13 protein-coding genes are annotated in these 15,705 nt (G+C 41.2%); 5 read left to right on the top strand and 8 right to left on the bottom strand.

Features of this window, described 5'->3' with window-relative positions:
* Positions 1-117 precede the first annotated feature (117 nt).
* Positions 118-534: a BrxA/BrxB family bacilliredoxin gene (locus AHMF7616_RS07290; protein WP_115372288.1), complete on the top strand. Its 417-nt coding sequence runs from the start codon at positions 118-120 to the stop codon at positions 532-534.
* Positions 535-756: 222 nt separating this feature from the next.
* Here AHMF7616_RS07290 and purD read toward each other — a convergent pair whose 3' ends face one another.
* Both purD and recQ read right to left on the bottom strand, forming a co-directional pair.
* On the bottom strand, positions 757-2,049 hold the full coding sequence (gene purD, locus AHMF7616_RS07285; RefSeq protein ID WP_115372287.1) for a phosphoribosylamine--glycine ligase: 1,293 nt from the start codon (positions 2,047-2,049) through the stop codon (positions 757-759).
* Between the two features lie 348 nt (positions 2,050-2,397).
* Positions 2,398-4,578 carry a DNA helicase RecQ gene (gene recQ, locus AHMF7616_RS07280; RefSeq protein WP_115372286.1) on the bottom strand — a complete coding sequence of 727 codons (2,181 nt, stop codon included), beginning with the start codon at positions 4,576-4,578 and terminating at the stop codon, positions 2,398-2,400.
* Positions 4,579-4,651: 73 nt separating this feature from the next.
* Here recQ and AHMF7616_RS07275 point away from each other — a divergent pair, with 73 nt between their 5' ends.
* Together AHMF7616_RS07275 and AHMF7616_RS07270 are read left to right on the top strand one after the other, a co-directional pair.
* Entirely contained in the window at positions 4,652-5,623 is a 972-nt protein-coding gene (locus tag AHMF7616_RS07275) for a KpsF/GutQ family sugar-phosphate isomerase (protein WP_115372285.1), read from the top strand.
* Between the two features lie 6 nt (positions 5,624-5,629).
* Positions 5,630-6,700 (top strand): mannose-1-phosphate guanylyltransferase, encoded by a 1,071-nt coding sequence (locus AHMF7616_RS07270; RefSeq protein ID WP_115372284.1) that lies wholly within the window; start codon positions 5,630-5,632, stop codon positions 6,698-6,700.
* Between the two features lie 450 nt (positions 6,701-7,150).
* Here AHMF7616_RS07270 and AHMF7616_RS07265 read toward each other — a convergent pair whose 3' ends face one another.
* Complete coding sequence (locus AHMF7616_RS07265) at positions 7,151-9,376, bottom strand: NADP-dependent isocitrate dehydrogenase (RefSeq protein WP_115372283.1); 2,226 nt, start codon at positions 9,374-9,376, stop codon at positions 7,151-7,153.
* 525 nt (positions 9,377-9,901) lie between these two features.
* Between AHMF7616_RS07265 and AHMF7616_RS07260 the strand changes: the two genes are divergently transcribed.
* Positions 9,902-10,429: a CopD family protein gene (locus AHMF7616_RS07260; protein WP_115372282.1), complete on the top strand. Its 528-nt coding sequence runs from the start codon at positions 9,902-9,904 to the stop codon at positions 10,427-10,429.
* Positions 10,430-10,573: 144 nt separating this feature from the next.
* Here AHMF7616_RS07260 and AHMF7616_RS07255 read toward each other — a convergent pair whose 3' ends face one another.
* The 5 genes from AHMF7616_RS07255 to AHMF7616_RS07235 form a co-directional block, all read right to left on the bottom strand.
* Positions 10,574-11,218, bottom strand: coding sequence for a hypothetical protein (locus AHMF7616_RS07255; protein ID WP_147275626.1), 645 nt, complete (start codon positions 11,216-11,218; stop codon positions 10,574-10,576).
* Between the two features lie 20 nt (positions 11,219-11,238).
* The gene (locus tag AHMF7616_RS07250) at positions 11,239-11,517 is read right to left on the bottom strand and encodes a hypothetical protein (RefSeq protein ID WP_115372280.1); all 279 of its coding nucleotides are present in this window, start codon (positions 11,515-11,517) and stop codon (positions 11,239-11,241) included.
* Complete coding sequence (locus AHMF7616_RS07245) at positions 11,517-12,761, bottom strand: MBOAT family O-acyltransferase (protein WP_317047589.1); 1,245 nt, start codon at positions 12,759-12,761, stop codon at positions 11,517-11,519. Before AHMF7616_RS07245 ends, AHMF7616_RS07250 begins: the two co-directional genes overlap by 1 nt.
* A gap of 577 nt (positions 12,762-13,338) precedes the next feature.
* Entirely contained in the window at positions 13,339-13,947 is a 609-nt protein-coding gene (locus AHMF7616_RS07240; RefSeq protein ID WP_233507284.1) for an IS630 family transposase, read from the bottom strand.
* A 5-nt stretch (positions 13,948-13,952) separates the two neighbouring features.
* Positions 13,953-14,384 (bottom strand): helix-turn-helix domain-containing protein, encoded by a 432-nt coding sequence (locus AHMF7616_RS07235; RefSeq protein ID WP_115372279.1) that lies wholly within the window; start codon positions 14,382-14,384, stop codon positions 13,953-13,955.
* Positions 14,385-14,587: 203 nt separating this feature from the next.
* On the opposite strand from AHMF7616_RS07235, the gene AHMF7616_RS07230 reads away from it, so the two are divergent.
* Complete coding sequence (locus AHMF7616_RS07230) at positions 14,588-15,265, top strand: endonuclease V (RefSeq protein ID WP_115372278.1); 678 nt, start codon at positions 14,588-14,590, stop codon at positions 15,263-15,265.
* Positions 15,266-15,705: the final 440 nt, after the last annotated feature.

Genomic DNA, 15,705 nt, shown 5'->3' with positions numbered 1-15,705 from the left:
AGATTGTTTACTGGAACGGATTACCCCTACTTCTATGTTTATTGCTTATTAGAAAGTTTGTGTAATTTTACGCCTTGACTTGTTTATTAAACCGTTTAAAAATTTATAATCATGGGAATGTATCCTGAATATATGGTGGCTCCAATCCGCGAAGATTTAACATCCGCTGGTTTTGAGCAATTAATGACCCCCGAAGAAGTAGACCAAGTACTATCGGAACAAGAAGGTACCGTTTTGGTTGCCGTTAATTCTGTTTGTGGTTGCGCGGCTGCGAAAGCCCGGCCAGCCTTAAAAATGGCTGTTTCGTCGAGCGAAAAACGGCCGGATAAATTAGTAACGGTTTTTGCCGGGATGGAAGGCGAAGCTGTAGCGAAAGCCCGGGAACACATGTTACCATACCCTCCTTCTTCTCCTTCCATTGCTTTGTTTAAGAATGGCGAGTTGGTGCACATGATTGAACGCTACCACATTGAAGGCAATGATTTAATCCGGATCGTGGATAATTTAAAAGGCGCTTTTGAAGACTATTGCTAAGCGTAATTGCGAATAATCTTCGAAGATTTTATTTCTGCATATTTAACTTTAGTTAGTAAGCTGATATTAAAGAAAAGAGGCTAACCAGAATGGTTAGCCTCTTTTCTTTGGTATTTACCCCATAATCTACAGCTTTACTCCCTGCATCACCAATTAGAATTTTTTTAAATTTTTCTCTATCAGCAAGCTTATAAAAAATAAACTCATCTAATTCTTTGCATATTAACTGCTGTAATTGGGAATTAAATCAAAGCCAATGTCCCGACGGTAATTTCTGCCGGACCAGGTAATTTTTTCCGCCGTTTGCCGGGCTTGGTTTAGAGCTTCTAAAATATCTTCGCCCATTCCGGTAACCGCCAGTACCCGGCCGCCGTTGGTTACTATTTTTTTATCTTCGGCTAGGGTAGTACCTGCTTGGAATACCAACGTTTCGGTAAGATCATCCAGTCCAGAAATTTCGTCGCCTTTCCGGTAATAGCCCGGATAACCTTCGGCCACCAACATAATAGTCGCCGCGGTGCGGGGATCTACTTTTAATTTAAAATTTTGCAAATCATGGTCGTGTAAAGCCCGGAACAGTTCAAATAAATCAGATTGAATGCGGGGTAAAATAGCTTCGGTTTCCGGGTCACCGAGGCGTACATTGTATTCAATTACGTAAGGTTCGCCGTTTACATTCATTAACCCGATAAAAATAAACCCGCTGTACGGAATATTTTCGGCCTGCAAGCCCAGCAAGGTAGGTTCAATAACCTGGGTCTTTACTTTTTCCATAAATATTTCGTTGGCAAAGGGTACCGGCGAAATAGCACCCATGCCACCGGTGTTTAAACCCGTATCGCCTTCCCCTACGCGTTTGTAATCTTTCGCTTCGGGTAAAAGCACGTATTCCTTGCCATCTGTTAAAATAAATACTGATACCTCTATCCCTTGCAGAAATTCTTCGATTACTACTTTACTACTGGCAGCGCCAAACTTTTGCTGGTGCAGCATGGCTTCCAGTTCCGCTGTGGCTTCGTTATAAGTATTGGCTATTACCACGCCCTTACCGGCAGCTAAACCATCAGCTTTTAATACGGCGGGGTACGCATGATTTTTTAAATACGCCACAGCTTGGTCATACGTATCTAGCGTAAACGTTTGGTAACGCGCGGTTGGGATATTATACTGCTGCATAAATTTTTTTGAGAAATCTTTGCTTCCTTCCAGTTGCGCCCCAGCTTTACAAGGTCCAATTACCAAAATGTGTTTTAAGTATTCCAAACTTTGGAAATAATCATGGATGCCATCAACCAAGGCCGCTTCCTGACCCACTACCAACATCATGATATTAAAATCATCGGCAAACTTAGCTAGTTCTTCAAAGTTGGAAATAGAAATATCCACATTCGTAGCGATTTGCGCGGTGCCCGCATTACCCGGAGCCACAAAAATGCGTTCGCAATATTCGCTTTGTTTCAGCTTCCAGGCTAAGGCGTGCTCTCTTCCGCCCGATCCGATAATTAATATATTCATAATAGCTTTGTTGAATAGTTGAGCTTCTGGTAAAATTAGCAAATTAAAGTTTTGCTACTAAATACGCTATAAAACTAACCCAGTAAACTGCGAAGTTATTAAAATTAGAACACGGATTTTCGCGGATTTTGCAGATTACGGATATTATTTTGGGAGCAAATACCTGTAATGGTAATAAGGGCAATTTATTTTATGAATATTAAAGAATAATTGAGTATAAAGGCAAAGAAAAAAGGCTAACCAATAGAGCTAGCCTTTCATTTAAAATCAGAAACATGAATCTGCAAACTTAATGTTTTCGTTCTTACGCCATTTAAAATCTAAATTTTCTGCGTAAATCCAGGATACTTAATTGGCGTATTCACTCAAAAATTTAATGCGCATTAAACGAATATCTTCTTCGGTGTAATCATCGGTGCCGAGCTCTTTTAAAGCCACGGCAATGTTATCGGTATTGGCTTGCATAAAGTAATCGTATACTTCTTCCTGCCGCTCTTTGTCGAGCACTCCGTCGATGTAATAATTTAAATTAAGCTTGGTCCCCGAATAGCAGATATGTTCAATTTCCTCGATTAATTCGTGCATGGTAATGTCTTTAGAAGAAGCAATTTCTTCCAGATCCATCTTCTTATCAATCTGCTGAATAATGTAAATTTTAATTTTGGACTTGTTAACGGTGGTTTTCACGACTACATCTGCCGCCGTTACAATGTCGTTATCCTCTACGTACTTGCTAATTAAATCCAGAAACTGTTTCCCGAACTTTTGTACTTTCCCCATCCCTACGCCGGCAATATGCGCCAAATCTTCTTTGGTGGTGGGGTAAGTGGTGGCCATTTCTTTTAGGGATGGATCCTGAAACAACACGTAAGGCGGCAAATCCAATTCTTTGGCTAATTTCTTCCGGAGTGCCTTTAATAAATCAAACAATACCGTATCGTGACCAGCGGATGATTGGGTTTCTTCTTTTTCTTCTTCCTGCAACACTTCTTGTTCGAAGTCGTGGTCTTTGGTTAATTTTATGGGGTGCGGATTTTCGATAAAGTTCAGACCTTTGGGGGTAATTTTAACTACCCCAAAATTCTCGATATCCTTTTCCAGAAAACCGGAAAGTAAAACCTGGCGCAACAAAGAACTCCAGAACTGCACATCGCGCTCCGCTCCTTTACCATATTCCGGCAATTGGTCGTGGCCGTAACTTTCTACGTATTGGTTATTGGTACCGCGTAACACCTCCACAATATGGTCCATCCCGAAGCGCTGGTCGGTACTTACTACGGCCTGCAAAGCCAGCGAAACTTCATCCTGGGCTTCGAAACGTTCCCGGGGGTGCAAACAATTATCGCAGAACTGACAATCTTTCTCGTAGATTTCGCCAAAATAATGCAGCAATTGCTTCCGTCGGCAAACCGCCGAATCGGCGTAAGAGGCCATTTCCTGCAACAATAATTTAGAATTATCGCGCTCGGTTACGGGTTTATCTTTATTAAATTTCTCCAGTTTAACAATATCATCGTAGGAGTAAAACATCAAGCAATTTCCTTCCAAGCCATCGCGGCCACCCCGGCCGGTTTCCTGGTAATAGCCTTCAATGGATTTAGGGGTATCATAGTGAATCACAAACCGCACATCGGGTTTATCAATACCCATCCCAAAGGCAATGGTAGCTACAATTACATCCGCATCTTCGTTCAGGAAAGCATCTTGGTTGGCCATGCGCACGCTCGCATCTAAGCCAGCATGGTACGGTAGCGCTTTTACATCATTTACACGCAGCAGTTCGGCAATTTCCTCTACTTTTTTGCGGCTCAAACAGTAAACAATGCCACTCTTGCCTCTGTGCTTTTTTACGTATTGAATCAGCTGTTTTTTAGTATTGTGTTTCGGACGAACTTCGTAGTATAAATTGGTGCGGTTAAAAGACGATTTAAAAACCGAAGCATCGTCCATCTGCAAATTCTTTTGGATGTCTAACTGCACTTTAGGTGTAGCCGTGGCCGTTAAAGCAATGATCGGTAAGTTGCCAATATTATCGATGATACCCCGGATTTTGCGATATTCTGGTCTAAAATCGTGTCCCCATTCCGAAATACAATGGGCTTCGTCGATGGCCACAAACGAGATTTTTGCTTTTTGCAGAAAATCAATAGTCTCGTCTTTAGTAAGCGATTCCGGGGCTACGTAGAGTAATTTCACTTCACCGCTAATCGTTTCTTTTTTTACTTTATTTATTTCGGCTTTAGATAAAGTAGAATTTAAAAATTGAGCATTTACACCAAAGGCATTTAATTGGTCAACCTGGTTTTTCATCAGCGCAATTAAAGGCGAAATAACAATGGCCGTACCGTCGAGCACTAAAGCCGGTAACTGGTAACAAAGCGATTTGCCGGCGCCCGTAGGCATAATTACAAACGTATTATGGCCCCGGATAATATTATTTATAATAGCTTCCTGAGTGCCTCTAAATTGATTAAACCCGAAAACTTCCTTTAATTTGCTTTTTAAACTGACCTCTTGCGTAACTGACATGGTGTAGCGTATAATAAATAATTTAGAACAGTATCTAAATTTAAATCGTCTGATTGTTTAACACAAATTTAAATTGAATATAGCGAAAGATATTAAATTAATTGCAAAAAAAGTCTTAGAAGACGAAGCAATTGCTATCCAAAACCTGATAAAATTTGTAAATTCTGATTTTGAAGACTGTATTCGTGCAATATTAGCAATAAAAGGTCGCGTTGTAGTTACCGGCATCGGAAAAAGTGCCCATATTGCGGCCAAAATTGTAGCTACGCTAAACTCCACAGGCACTCCCGCCTTGTTTATGCACGCCGCCGATGCGATACACGGCGATCTGGGCATGATTCAGAAAGATGATTTTGTAATATGCTTATCTAAAAGCGGCAATACGCCCGAAATAAAAGTTTTAACGCCCTTGCTCAAACGCAAAGAAGTAAAACTAGCCGCCTTAGTGGGTAATGTTAACTCGTACCTAGCCCAAAACGCCGATTATATATTAAATGCCACGGTAGATAAAGAAGCGTGTCCGCATAACCTAGCCCCAACTTCCAGCACCACGGCTGCGCTGGCATTGGGCGATGCCTTGGCCGTTTGTTTACTCGAAGCCCGTGATTTTAGTACCCGCGATTTTGCCGAATTACACCCGGGAGGATCTTTAGGTAAGCAGTTATATTTAAAAGTATGCGATATTTATAAGCAACACGAGGTACCCATGGTAAGTGAAAACGCCAACTTAAAAGAAATAATTATTCAAATTTCTTCGAAACGTTTGGGCGCAACGGCGGTACTTACCGCCGAAAGTGGTACCTTAACCGGTATTATTACGGATGGGGATTTGCGACGCATGCTGACCCAGTATGAATCGCTGCAAAGCATTACGGCCGCTGATATTATGACGCGTAATCCTTTAACGATTGATGAAGACGAGTACGCCACGGCCGCTTTAGCCTTGATGCAGAAAAAAAATATTACCCAATTAATTGTTACAAAATCCAGTATTTTTGCTGGATTCATTCACTTACACGACCTATTGAAAGAAGGTTTAGTATAACTTAATATGCAGCAAACTTATGCCATCATTATGGCTGGCGGAATTGGAACCCGTTTTTGGCCTTTTAGTAGGGTAAGTAATCCCAAACAGTTTCATGATGTTTTAGGCGTAGGTGAGTCTATGCTGCAAATGACGGTAAACCGATTCAAAAAACTCTGTGCCCCGGAAAACATTTTTATTGTTACCAACTCCGATTACCGCGATCTGGTAAAACAACAAATTCCTTATTTATCGGAAAACCAGATCTTGTGCGAACCCATTGGCCGCAATACCGCCCCAGCTATTGCTTACGCTGCTTATAAAATTAATCAGATCAATCCAAAAGCAAACATCATTGTGGCACCCGCCGACCACGTGATATTAAAGCAAGAAGCTTTTGAGGAAAGAATTAAAAAAGCCTTGGCGGCCGCCAGTAAATCGGATGTGTTAATTACCCTGGGCATCACCCCCAGCCGTCCGGATACTAATTATGGCTATATTCAATACTTAGAAGAAGGGAAGGAACTTAAGAAAGTAAAAACTTTTACCGAAAAGCCTAACCTGGAAATTGCCCAGGTTTTCCTGGAAAGTGGGGATTTTGTGTGGAATGCCGGCATTTTTATCTGGAACGTGCAAAGTATTTTAAAGGCTTTCTATGAATTTTTACCCGAGATAACCGAGATTTTTGACGAAGGCATTCCGGTTTTTAATACGGATCAGGAAGCTGCTTTTATTAACCGGGCTTATTCGCACTGCCGCAACATATCTATTGATTACGGCATCATGGAAAAAGCTAATAATGTATACATGCTCCCCAGCAACTTGGGCTGGTCGGATTTAGGCACCTGGAATTCGTTGTACGCCATTGGGGATAAAGATGCCCAAGGTAACGTGATTGATGGGGAAGTAATGCTCTACGAAACTACCAATTGCATTGTAAAAACTCCGAAAGATCGTTTAGTAGTAGTAGATGGTTTAAATGATTTTATAATTGCCGAATACGACAATGTACTGATGATTTGCCCCAAACAAGACGAACAGCGGGTGAAAGATTTTCTGGCCGATGCTAAAAACAAAAAAGGCCAGAACTTTATTTAAGTAAAAAGACACAAATAAATAGCTGGTCGTTTTTAGTTGTTCGTTATTCCAGAACTAGCGCCAGTATTCAGCGCAGCGACACTTGTGCTTAACAGACAACTGGAAGTCTCCTAACTTCCTTAAAACAAATCATCCGTTACATGCCAGTCGGAAGACTAAGGTCCTTCAGGGAAGGAATGTTATTTTTAAAACAATATTACTCCAATGCTGTTGATTATCCCCCAACTTCCTTCGAAGGAAAACATTTTATAATTCTTTTGGCTTAACTGAAGGAAATTGTTCCAAAGACCCGCTATTGCTTTTAGTTACCAGTTTTACTAAAGACTAGAAGCAAGTAAATTTTAAAAAATGCATAACTGCAGATGAATTTTTAAATTTTTTAAATTCTAGCCCTAAAAAAAAGCCGTCAGAAAAAAGAATCTGACGGCTTTTTTAATTTTTTATGCTACTTTAAAAATTAATTAATGCTGCATTTAGTGTAGCACTAGGGCGCATGGCTTCTTCTACTTTACTAGAATCCGGGTGGTAGTAACCGCCTATATCTACAGGTTTACCCTGAGCCGCAATTTGTTCTTCCACTATTTTGGCTTCGTTATCGGTAAGTTCTTTCGCCAGGTTGGTGAACTTAGCCTGGAGCTCCGCATCTTTCGTTTGTTCGGCCATGGCTTGGGCCCAGTACAAGGCCAGGTAAAAATGACTGCCCCGGTTATCGATGCCCCCTACTTTACGGGCCGGCGATTTATCATTTTCTAAAAATTTACCGTTAGCTTGGTTTAATGCTTCGGCCAATATTTGGGCTTTGGCGTTATTGGTTTTATAAGCCAAATCTTCCAAGGATACCCCTAAAGCCAAAAACTCACCCAACGAATCCCAACGTAAATAATTTTCTTCCATAAACTGCTGCACGTGTTTCGGTGCTGATCCACCGGCACCGGTCTCGAACAAACCACCACCGTCTAATAAAGGAACAATAGAAAGCATTTTGGCGCTGGTACCTAATTCCAGGATCGGAAACAAATCGGTTAAATAATCGCGCAACACATTACCGGTTACCGAAATCGTATCCTTACCGGCTTTAGCCCGCTCGCAGGTATACTGCATGGCCTCCGTGGGGGTCATAATTTTAATTTCCAAGCCGGTAGTATCTTGATCTTGCAGGTAACGTTCTACCTTTTTAATCAAATTGGCATCATGCGGCCGATTTTTATCCAGCCAGAAAATAGCGGGGGTGTTGGTAATGCGGGCCCGGGTTACGGCTAATTTTACCCAATCCTGGATAGGTAAATCTTTGGTCTGGCACATCCGCCAGATATCCTCTTCTTCTACGGCATGCTCCATTAACGTTTTACCGGCGGCATCTACTACCCGCACGGTACCGCTTTCTGCTATCTGGAAAGTTTTGTCGTGAGACCCGTATTCTTCGGCTTTTTGGGCCATTAAACCAATGTTAGGCACAGTACCCATGGTACTCGGATCAAAAGCGCCGTTCTTTTTACAAAAATCAATGACTACCTGGTAAATACCCGCGTAGCTGCGGTCGGGAATCATATATTTCGTATCGCGCAGCTTGCCATCCGGTCCCCACATTTGGCCCGAATTACGAAACGCTGCCGGCATGGAAGCATCAATAATAATATCGTTCGGCACGTTTAAATTGGTAATGCCTTTAGCCGAATCTACCATCGCTAACTCCGGTCCGTTTTCATAAGCTTGCTTAATATCGGCTTCTATTTCGGCCTTTTGATCAGCGGGTAAATCTTGGATTTTAGCTAAAACATCGCCAAATCCATTATTCGGATCCACGTTTAACGCTTGGAAAGTAGCGGCGTGTTTCTGGAATAAATCTTTAAAAAATATGGAAACCGCGTGCCCAAACATAATCGGGTCCGATACTTTCATCATGGTAGCCTTTAAGTGCAAAGATAATAACACCCCTTGCTCTTTGGCAGCCACAGTTTCTTTTTCAAAAAAAGCGCGTAACGCTTTTTTGCTCATCACCGAAGCATCAATTACTTCACCGGCTTTTAATTTTAAATTTTCTTTCAGCGTTTTGGTGGTACCATTGGCACTTACAAATTCTATTTTTACTTCGCCGGCTTGCTCCAGCGTTATTGATTGCTCACTGCCGTAAAAATCGCCACTCTCCATGTGTGCCACATGCGACTTTGAATCCGAAGACCAAGAGCCCATGCTATGCGGATTTTTCTTCGCGTATTGTTTCACCGGATCGGCCACCCGGCGATCGGAATTGCCCTCGCGTAAAACCGGGTTTACGGCACTACCTAAAATTTTGGCATAACGGGCTTTCAACTCGTTGTCGGCACTGGTTTGGGCATCTGCGGGGTAATCCGGAATATGGTAACCTTGCGTTTGTAATTCTTTAATGGCGGCAATTAATTGCGGAATAGAAGCACTAATATTGGGTAATTTTATAATATTAGCTTCGGGAGTTTTAGCTAACTCACCCAAGTAAGCTAAATCGTCGTTTTGCTTTTGATCGTCGGTTAAATTTTCCGGAAAAGCGGCCAAGATCCGGCCAGCTAGCGAAATATCTCTTGTTTCAACCGCGATATCGGCGGCCTGGGTAAAAGTTTTAATAATGGGCAGTAAAGAATAGGTGGCTAAAGCCGGTGCTTCATCCGTTATGGTGTAAACAATCTTAGCTGTTTGTGTCATTTGTTTTTTTACTTAATGGTGATATACCTCCGGTAAAAGAAGAATACGGAATATATAACTACTGAATACGTTTATTAAGCTTTTTTTTAAATTTTGTTTAATGCGGCTAATTGTATAAACGACAAATATAAGAGTCTTTTTGATATAGCTAAACCAGCGTTATTATTTTTAAAAGGTGAGACGCCGGCTTTTATTTGCTTTTAAACAGAAGTAAAAGAAGCTGAGCGAAATGCAATTAAACAGTATAAAAACAAAGCAAAAGTTATACGATACTACTTGTTTACAAAATAAAAAGCCTTTCTTATTCCAGAAATTTCGTTTATGAATAAACAAGAGATTCCTGAGGCTGAATAAAGGTGCATCAGAATCTTAAAGTCTTTATATAATGCGGGGAGATTTGTAAATCTTAACCGATCCAAAATTTAAAAATTTGTATACTAAGTAGCTTATTCCTTAAGTTTGTTCCAGAGCAGGTTGCTCGCGGAACGTTACGGCACTCTGAATTTTAAAGTATAAATCTTACCTGTGACTTACTACTACGTTAAATCGCTGCACATTATATTCGTAGTTACCTGGTTTGCCGGGTTATTTTACATTGTTCGCTTGTTCATCTATTTTACCGAAGCCGCCGAAAAGTCCGAACCCGATAAAAGCATTTTGCAAAATCAATTACAACTCATGGAAAAGCGCCTTTGGTACGGCATCACTTGGCCTTCGGCAATCCTCACTTTAATTTTTGGTACCTGGATGGCGTATCTCTATGGTAGTTTGCCGGGTTGGCTCCTAATAAAACTAGGCTTTGTATTCGGGTTATTTTTATATCACCTGAGTTGCCATCGCATTTTTAAACAACACGCCCGCGGGCAGGTAAAACAAAGCCCTACGCAGCTCCGCATCTGGAACGAAGTAGCTACTTTATTCTTGGTAAGCATTGTTTTTTTGGTAGTATTAAAAAACAGTGTCGACTTTTTATGGGGCTTAGTAGGATTAATTTTATTTGCGGTTATCTTAATGCTAGCGATCCGGATTTATAAAAAAATCCGGATGAGGTAAATATACTACCACCGGATTTTGCCAACATAAACGGATGAATAATTTCTATTGACACACTAAGGAATTAAAAGTGGTGAAACATTGCTAACACCAAAGATAGCGGCATTGTCCGTTGACTATTCGTCTGAAATTTAAAAAACGGTGTTATTTGGCCTGCGCCACCTTATTTAATTGTTTAATATCGGTGGCTAATTTCAACGAAATGGCTTTACTGGCTTCTTTGTATAAGTGATTGCCATCTACGGTTTGATATTTCCCAGAATCATTAAAGTAGTTCAGGTAATTAACCTGATATTTTGCGGCCATAGATTGCATGAGCGTATCAAATTCAGGAGAATATCTGTTTTCAATGGTTTTCATTTCTTTAGACACGGGTAGCCTTACCAAATACACAGCGCCGTGCCTATCCAGGAGTTTAATAGTTTCTTCTAAAGATTGCAGCCTTTTGGTTTGTATAACAGCTTCCTGCACATACCGCTGGTACACTTTTAATTTTCCAGGCATTCTTTTTTTAACCGAAGCCGCGTCTACGGGTACGTTTACTTCCAGCCAGCCATCTTTGTGCAACTTGGTATCGGGAGTACCTTTCATAATCAGGTCGTACATTTCCTGAACAAACACCGTGTAAAAAGGCTTGCTGTAATAACGCAGAATATATTCCAGGTTAGGGTTTAGGTTTACAAAATTAATTTTAGAAGTAAACACTTTATTTTCCCGGAATTCTCCCGATTTAATTTCTTCTTTTGACAAAGCGGAAACCGACCAGGGATCAACGGCGATGATAAACAAGCCATCCCGGGTTTTTGGGTCTATTTTTTGTGAATCAGGTCCAGATAAGTTGGACCGAAAGGCGTATGCATGATGGTAAAAGCAAAATTTTGCATGTGGGGAGCCATCTCCTTAAACATGAGTGGTAATATTCCTTGGGCGGCCCGCGAGGTACCTATAATTAAGGAAGGAGCTTTGGTTGTAGTTAAACGAGTGTAGTGTGTATCTAAATGCCCTACGTTAAACCGCCAGATAATGGGCATCAAGAGTAAGACTACCAATCCAGTCAGTAGACCAATTTTTTTAAAAATTCGGCTCATTAGAACTGAAAATAGATAAATGAATTAGAATTAAACACCCCAAAGTATATGAAAACCAGGAGATACATCGAGTACAATCCCCAGCGGTAAAGCGGGCGGAATTTGGAAATTTCCAGCCGGAGTTTCTGCTGGCTTTGCAGGTAATGCACTCTTTCTAAAACAATAATAAACAGCACTGCCAGAAAAAACTCTTGCTTGTATTGGCCCAGAATATTGCGGCCAAACAGTAGTTGCGAACCAAACTCTTTCGTGCTGCCCAGCAGATTCTGGAATAAGTGCGTGCTGATGTACCAGGCATCAGCTAAAGAATTGGCCCGGAAAAATATCCAGGCAAAGCAAACTAATGAAAAAGTAGTAACTAGCTGTAGCGTATTATAAAAAACAGGAAACTTACGAAGTTGTAAATGCTTTACCAGTTGGTTTCGCTGAGCCGCGGTAATAAAACCAAAAATCTGGTAAAATCCGTGTAAAGCGCCCCAGATAATAAACGTCCAACTGGCTCCGTGCCATAAGCCGCTCACCAGAAAAACAATAAAGATATTATAATACCAACGCCAGGTACTTACCCGGTTGCCGCCCAAAGGCACATATAGGTAATCCCGGAACCAGGTAGACAGGGAAATATGCCAGCGTCCCCAAAATTCTTTAATAGATTTAGCCGCGTACGGCCGCCGGAAGTTTTCCATTAAGGTAAATCCCATTACCTGGGCCGACCCGAGAGCTATGTCGGAGTAACCGGAGAAGTCGCAGAATATTTGAAACGCAAAAAATACCGTGGCTATAATTAAAAAAATGCCTTCGTAATCCGTAGGATTATTGTACACTTTGTTTACCATCAAGGCCAGTCGGTCCGCGATCACCACTTTTTTAAATAAGCCCCAAGCCATTAGTTTTAAACCGTCGGTAACCCGGTCGTAGTCAAAATAGTGCTTCTCGTGAAATTGGTGCAAAATGTTTTGCGGTCTTTCGATGGGCCCGGCTACTAACTGCGGATAAAACATGACATATAAAGCATAGATCCCAAAGTGTTGTTCTGCTTTTTCGTTGCCCCGGTATACTTCAATCGTATAACTCATAGCCTGAAAGGTATGGAAAGAAAGCCCGATGGGCAGCAGAATAGTTAAGGAAGGAATTTGGTTCTGGTAGCCGAAAGCTTCGCCAAGAGCGGTAATATTTTGATTAAAAAAATTAAAATATTTAAAAATAGCCAGTACGCCAAGGTTAGCAATTAAACTCCAAACCAAGTAAAATCTTTTTTCTTTTTAGTAGCACTATTTTGTATCAGAATAGCCGCGTAGTAGTCAATGATAATGGTGAAGAATAAGATTAAAATATAAACCGGCTCAAAAAACATGTAAAAAAAACAACTGGCCGTTAACAAAAGTATCCAACGAAAACGATGCGGTAACAAGAAGAAAAGCAGGGTAACAACCGGAAAAAAAAGCAAAAACTCGAAAGAATTAAATAACATAAACGTAATGCATTAACAACCAAATTGATATTAGAACAAGAACTGCAGGATTTATACTGGTAAAACCCTTTGTAATAGCCAGCGGCTTAACCAGCAAGCGGCAGAGCATGTGCACGACTAGGTGCCGGTTATTTTTACCACTTTTTTAAAGCATTTTTAAATAGTTATTTTCAGATTAAGTCATATTTTTTATGTTCAAGTAATTAAAATTAAAACCTCTATATAAAAATTTTAATATTAATCTTTACTTTTTTCAGATTTACTGCATATATAAGCACAAGTTGTTAATAGCGCAATACCTAATGGTAGGTATTTTCTGCAACTTGTAATTATTTAAAGTAAATAAGTACTCAATCAAAATTAAGTATAGGAAAAAGGGATAAGTCAAGTTGTTTGAAATCCAGGGTAAAAGAGGTACCAAAACCAGTAATGATGCGCTCTAGAGCTTGTTTCAAATGGGTTAAAGAAAGATAGTCCGCCGCTTTGAGCCAATGATGTTTGATTTGCTTCCAAAGTTGTTCGATCCGGTTTAAGTGGGGGCTATACTTAGGTAAAAAAAAGAGGTAAAGGCCTTTGCTTTCCCACTCGGCTTGTTTAGCGCGAAAGGTAGTACTGGTATGTAAAGGGGCATTATCTAAAACAATCACCGTCATTTGGGATATAGTTGGGCAAAAATCTTCCAGGCATTCTATAATAAAATCAGCAGTAAGGCTTTCTTGTTTCTGGTAAGCCGTGAGCTGATTAGTAGTCGACAATAAGCCAAACACATTCACCCGGGCACTGCGTTGCGCTAAGAGGCAAGCTTGCTTGCCTTTTTTAATCCAACCATAAGGAACAGTCGGCATCAGCGAAAAACCACTCTCATCCCCAAAGCACAGGTCGATGTATCCAGCTTGGGCCAAGAACAGTAAAGTAAATAAGGTAGTGCGTTTTTGTTCATATTCTTTTTCGTCCTGCAAGGGCTTTACCCACTGGCGGAAGCGTTTCCAGCGGTAACCAATTTTTTTAAAAACCGCTTGAGCGTACTTTCACTCAGGGACTGACCCAGTTGCTGCTCGATTTGGGCTTTTGCTAGTTTCAAGCGCTTGTTTTCCTTTTCAAGCTGCTCTTCGACTACTTGCACATGGGCCTGGTTCTGTAGCTTCAACAAGGGCTTTCTGCCTTGGCCGGATTGGTTTTGCAAGCCGGTTACTCCCCTCGCTTCAAAGCGATTGAACCACTGATAAATACTGAGATCAGCTACTTGGAACATGGCCGCTAACTCTTGAACCGAGTAGCCGGCAGCAGACAACAGAATGGCCTGACAGCGGTTGCGGAACCGGTAGCTTTTCCCCATTTTATGACCTTGCTCTAAAGCCTGTTTTTGTTCTGGAGTAAGTCCTTTGATATAGCGCATAGCGCAAAGTTACTATTTACTATTTTCTTATGCTTAATTTTGAATCAGTACTTAGTTACTCAAAAAGATATGGTTTCCTGAAAAGAAGCATCTCCAGTAGAGATACATGTCCATTATATAAACCAAGGAGAAGATAAGCTTTGCTACTTGTCCGAGTACAACCCTGGCCTTTACTTTCTGCGTAAAGCAATAAAAAATTAAAAATGGCCTATTATCCAACCTATCCACCCGTTGATCCGGAACTGGTAAAATCGTTAACGGCTCGCCAAAATGAACTGCAAAAGCAAGTAATTTTGCAAAAACCCGATTTTGACTTAAGATTTATTGCGGGATGCGATTCTTCGTTTATCGGGGAAAATATTTTGTCAGTGTTTATTTTGCTAAGTTACCCGGACTTGCAGCTACTCGAAAAAGTTTGGCATTACGGCGAAGTAGAGCTGCCTTACATACCGGGGTTTTTAGCATTCCGGGAAGCACCCAACCTACTCCAAGCCTATAAAAAACTAACCCAAAAGCCCGATTTAATTATGGTAGATGGGCACGGTATTTCGCACCCGCGGCGCATGGGCATTGCTAGTCATTTGGGCGTGCACCTGCAAAAACCAACGATGGGTTTAGCGAAAGAAATACTGGTAGGTAAATTTGAGATGCCAGGACCCGAACAAGGCGCCTTGAGTCCGGTACTGCACCGCAACGAGCACATTGCTAATGCCATCCGTACGAAAGAAAAAGTAAAGCCGGTTTTTGCCTCGGCTGGTCACTTACTAGATTTAGAAACGGCTACTCAAATTGCTTTGGCCACCACGCGTAAACACAAGTTACCTGAGCCCACCCGCTTGGCTGATTACTACGCTGCCGTTTTTAAAGCCGACGTAAAATAAAATTAAAACTTTCTAGTAAATTGAAAGATATCCAGGTACTACAAACGGCAACTACTTAGGCGTAATATTTTCGGCCATATACGGTACGCGTGTGGTGGAGCAGCTCTTTTGCGGGCTGCAATTACTTTAGCTACGTGGTGGTCCTTTATAAAGCGGCCGCGACCACCCGCCGTGTTAACGGCATTTTTAATATTTAACACGATTTTTTTCTTTGCCTTCTACCCCGGTTTGCTCGGCAAAACGCGCTAGTAAAAGGCCGCCGAACTCATTCTTTTTAAGGCATATTCCAGCAAACAACTCTTCAGTTCCGCATAACTCACGGTATCCAGAATTTCTTGCAGGATAGCTTTTCTGTGGGCACTTTACCTGGGGTGGATGTGCCGTTGTTCTTCAAACTTTTCCCAGTTTTTGTCAATTTTTTTTGGAGCATATGTAAAACC

The organism is Adhaeribacter pallidiroseus (assembly GCF_003340495.1).
Taxonomy (GTDB): domain Bacteria; phylum Bacteroidota; class Bacteroidia; order Cytophagales; family Hymenobacteraceae; genus Adhaeribacter; species Adhaeribacter pallidiroseus.
Note: the sequence above shows the minus strand (reverse complement) of the source record. Positions and strands in the feature narration are given on the sequence as shown.

What these genes read in the sequence shown, in the direction of transcription:
- AHMF7616_RS07265 (WP_115372283.1), bottom strand. Translation starts at nt 9,376, where the DNA reads ATGACACAAACAGCTAAGATTGTTTACACCATAACGGATGAAGCACCG.
- AHMF7616_RS07290 (WP_115372288.1), top strand. Translation starts at nt 118, where the DNA reads ATGTATCCTGAATATATGGTGGCTCCAATCCGCGAAGATTTAACATCC.
- AHMF7616_RS07250 (WP_115372280.1), bottom strand. Translation starts at nt 11,517, where the DNA reads ATGAGCCGAATTTTTAAAAAAATTGGTCTACTGACTGGATTGGTAGTC.
- AHMF7616_RS07270 (WP_115372284.1), top strand. Translation starts at nt 5,630, where the DNA reads ATGCAGCAAACTTATGCCATCATTATGGCTGGCGGAATTGGAACCCGT.
- purD (WP_115372287.1), bottom strand. Translation starts at nt 2,049, where the DNA reads ATGAATATATTAATTATCGGATCGGGCGGAAGAGAGCACGCCTTAGCC.
- recQ (WP_115372286.1), bottom strand. Translation starts at nt 4,578, where the DNA reads ATGTCAGTTACGCAAGAGGTCAGTTTAAAAAGCAAATTAAAGGAAGTT.
- AHMF7616_RS07235 (WP_115372279.1), bottom strand. Translation starts at nt 14,384, where the DNA reads ATGCGCTATATCAAAGGACTTACTCCAGAACAAAAACAGGCTTTAGAG.
- AHMF7616_RS07230 (WP_115372278.1), top strand. Translation starts at nt 14,588, where the DNA reads ATGGCCTATTATCCAACCTATCCACCCGTTGATCCGGAACTGGTAAAA.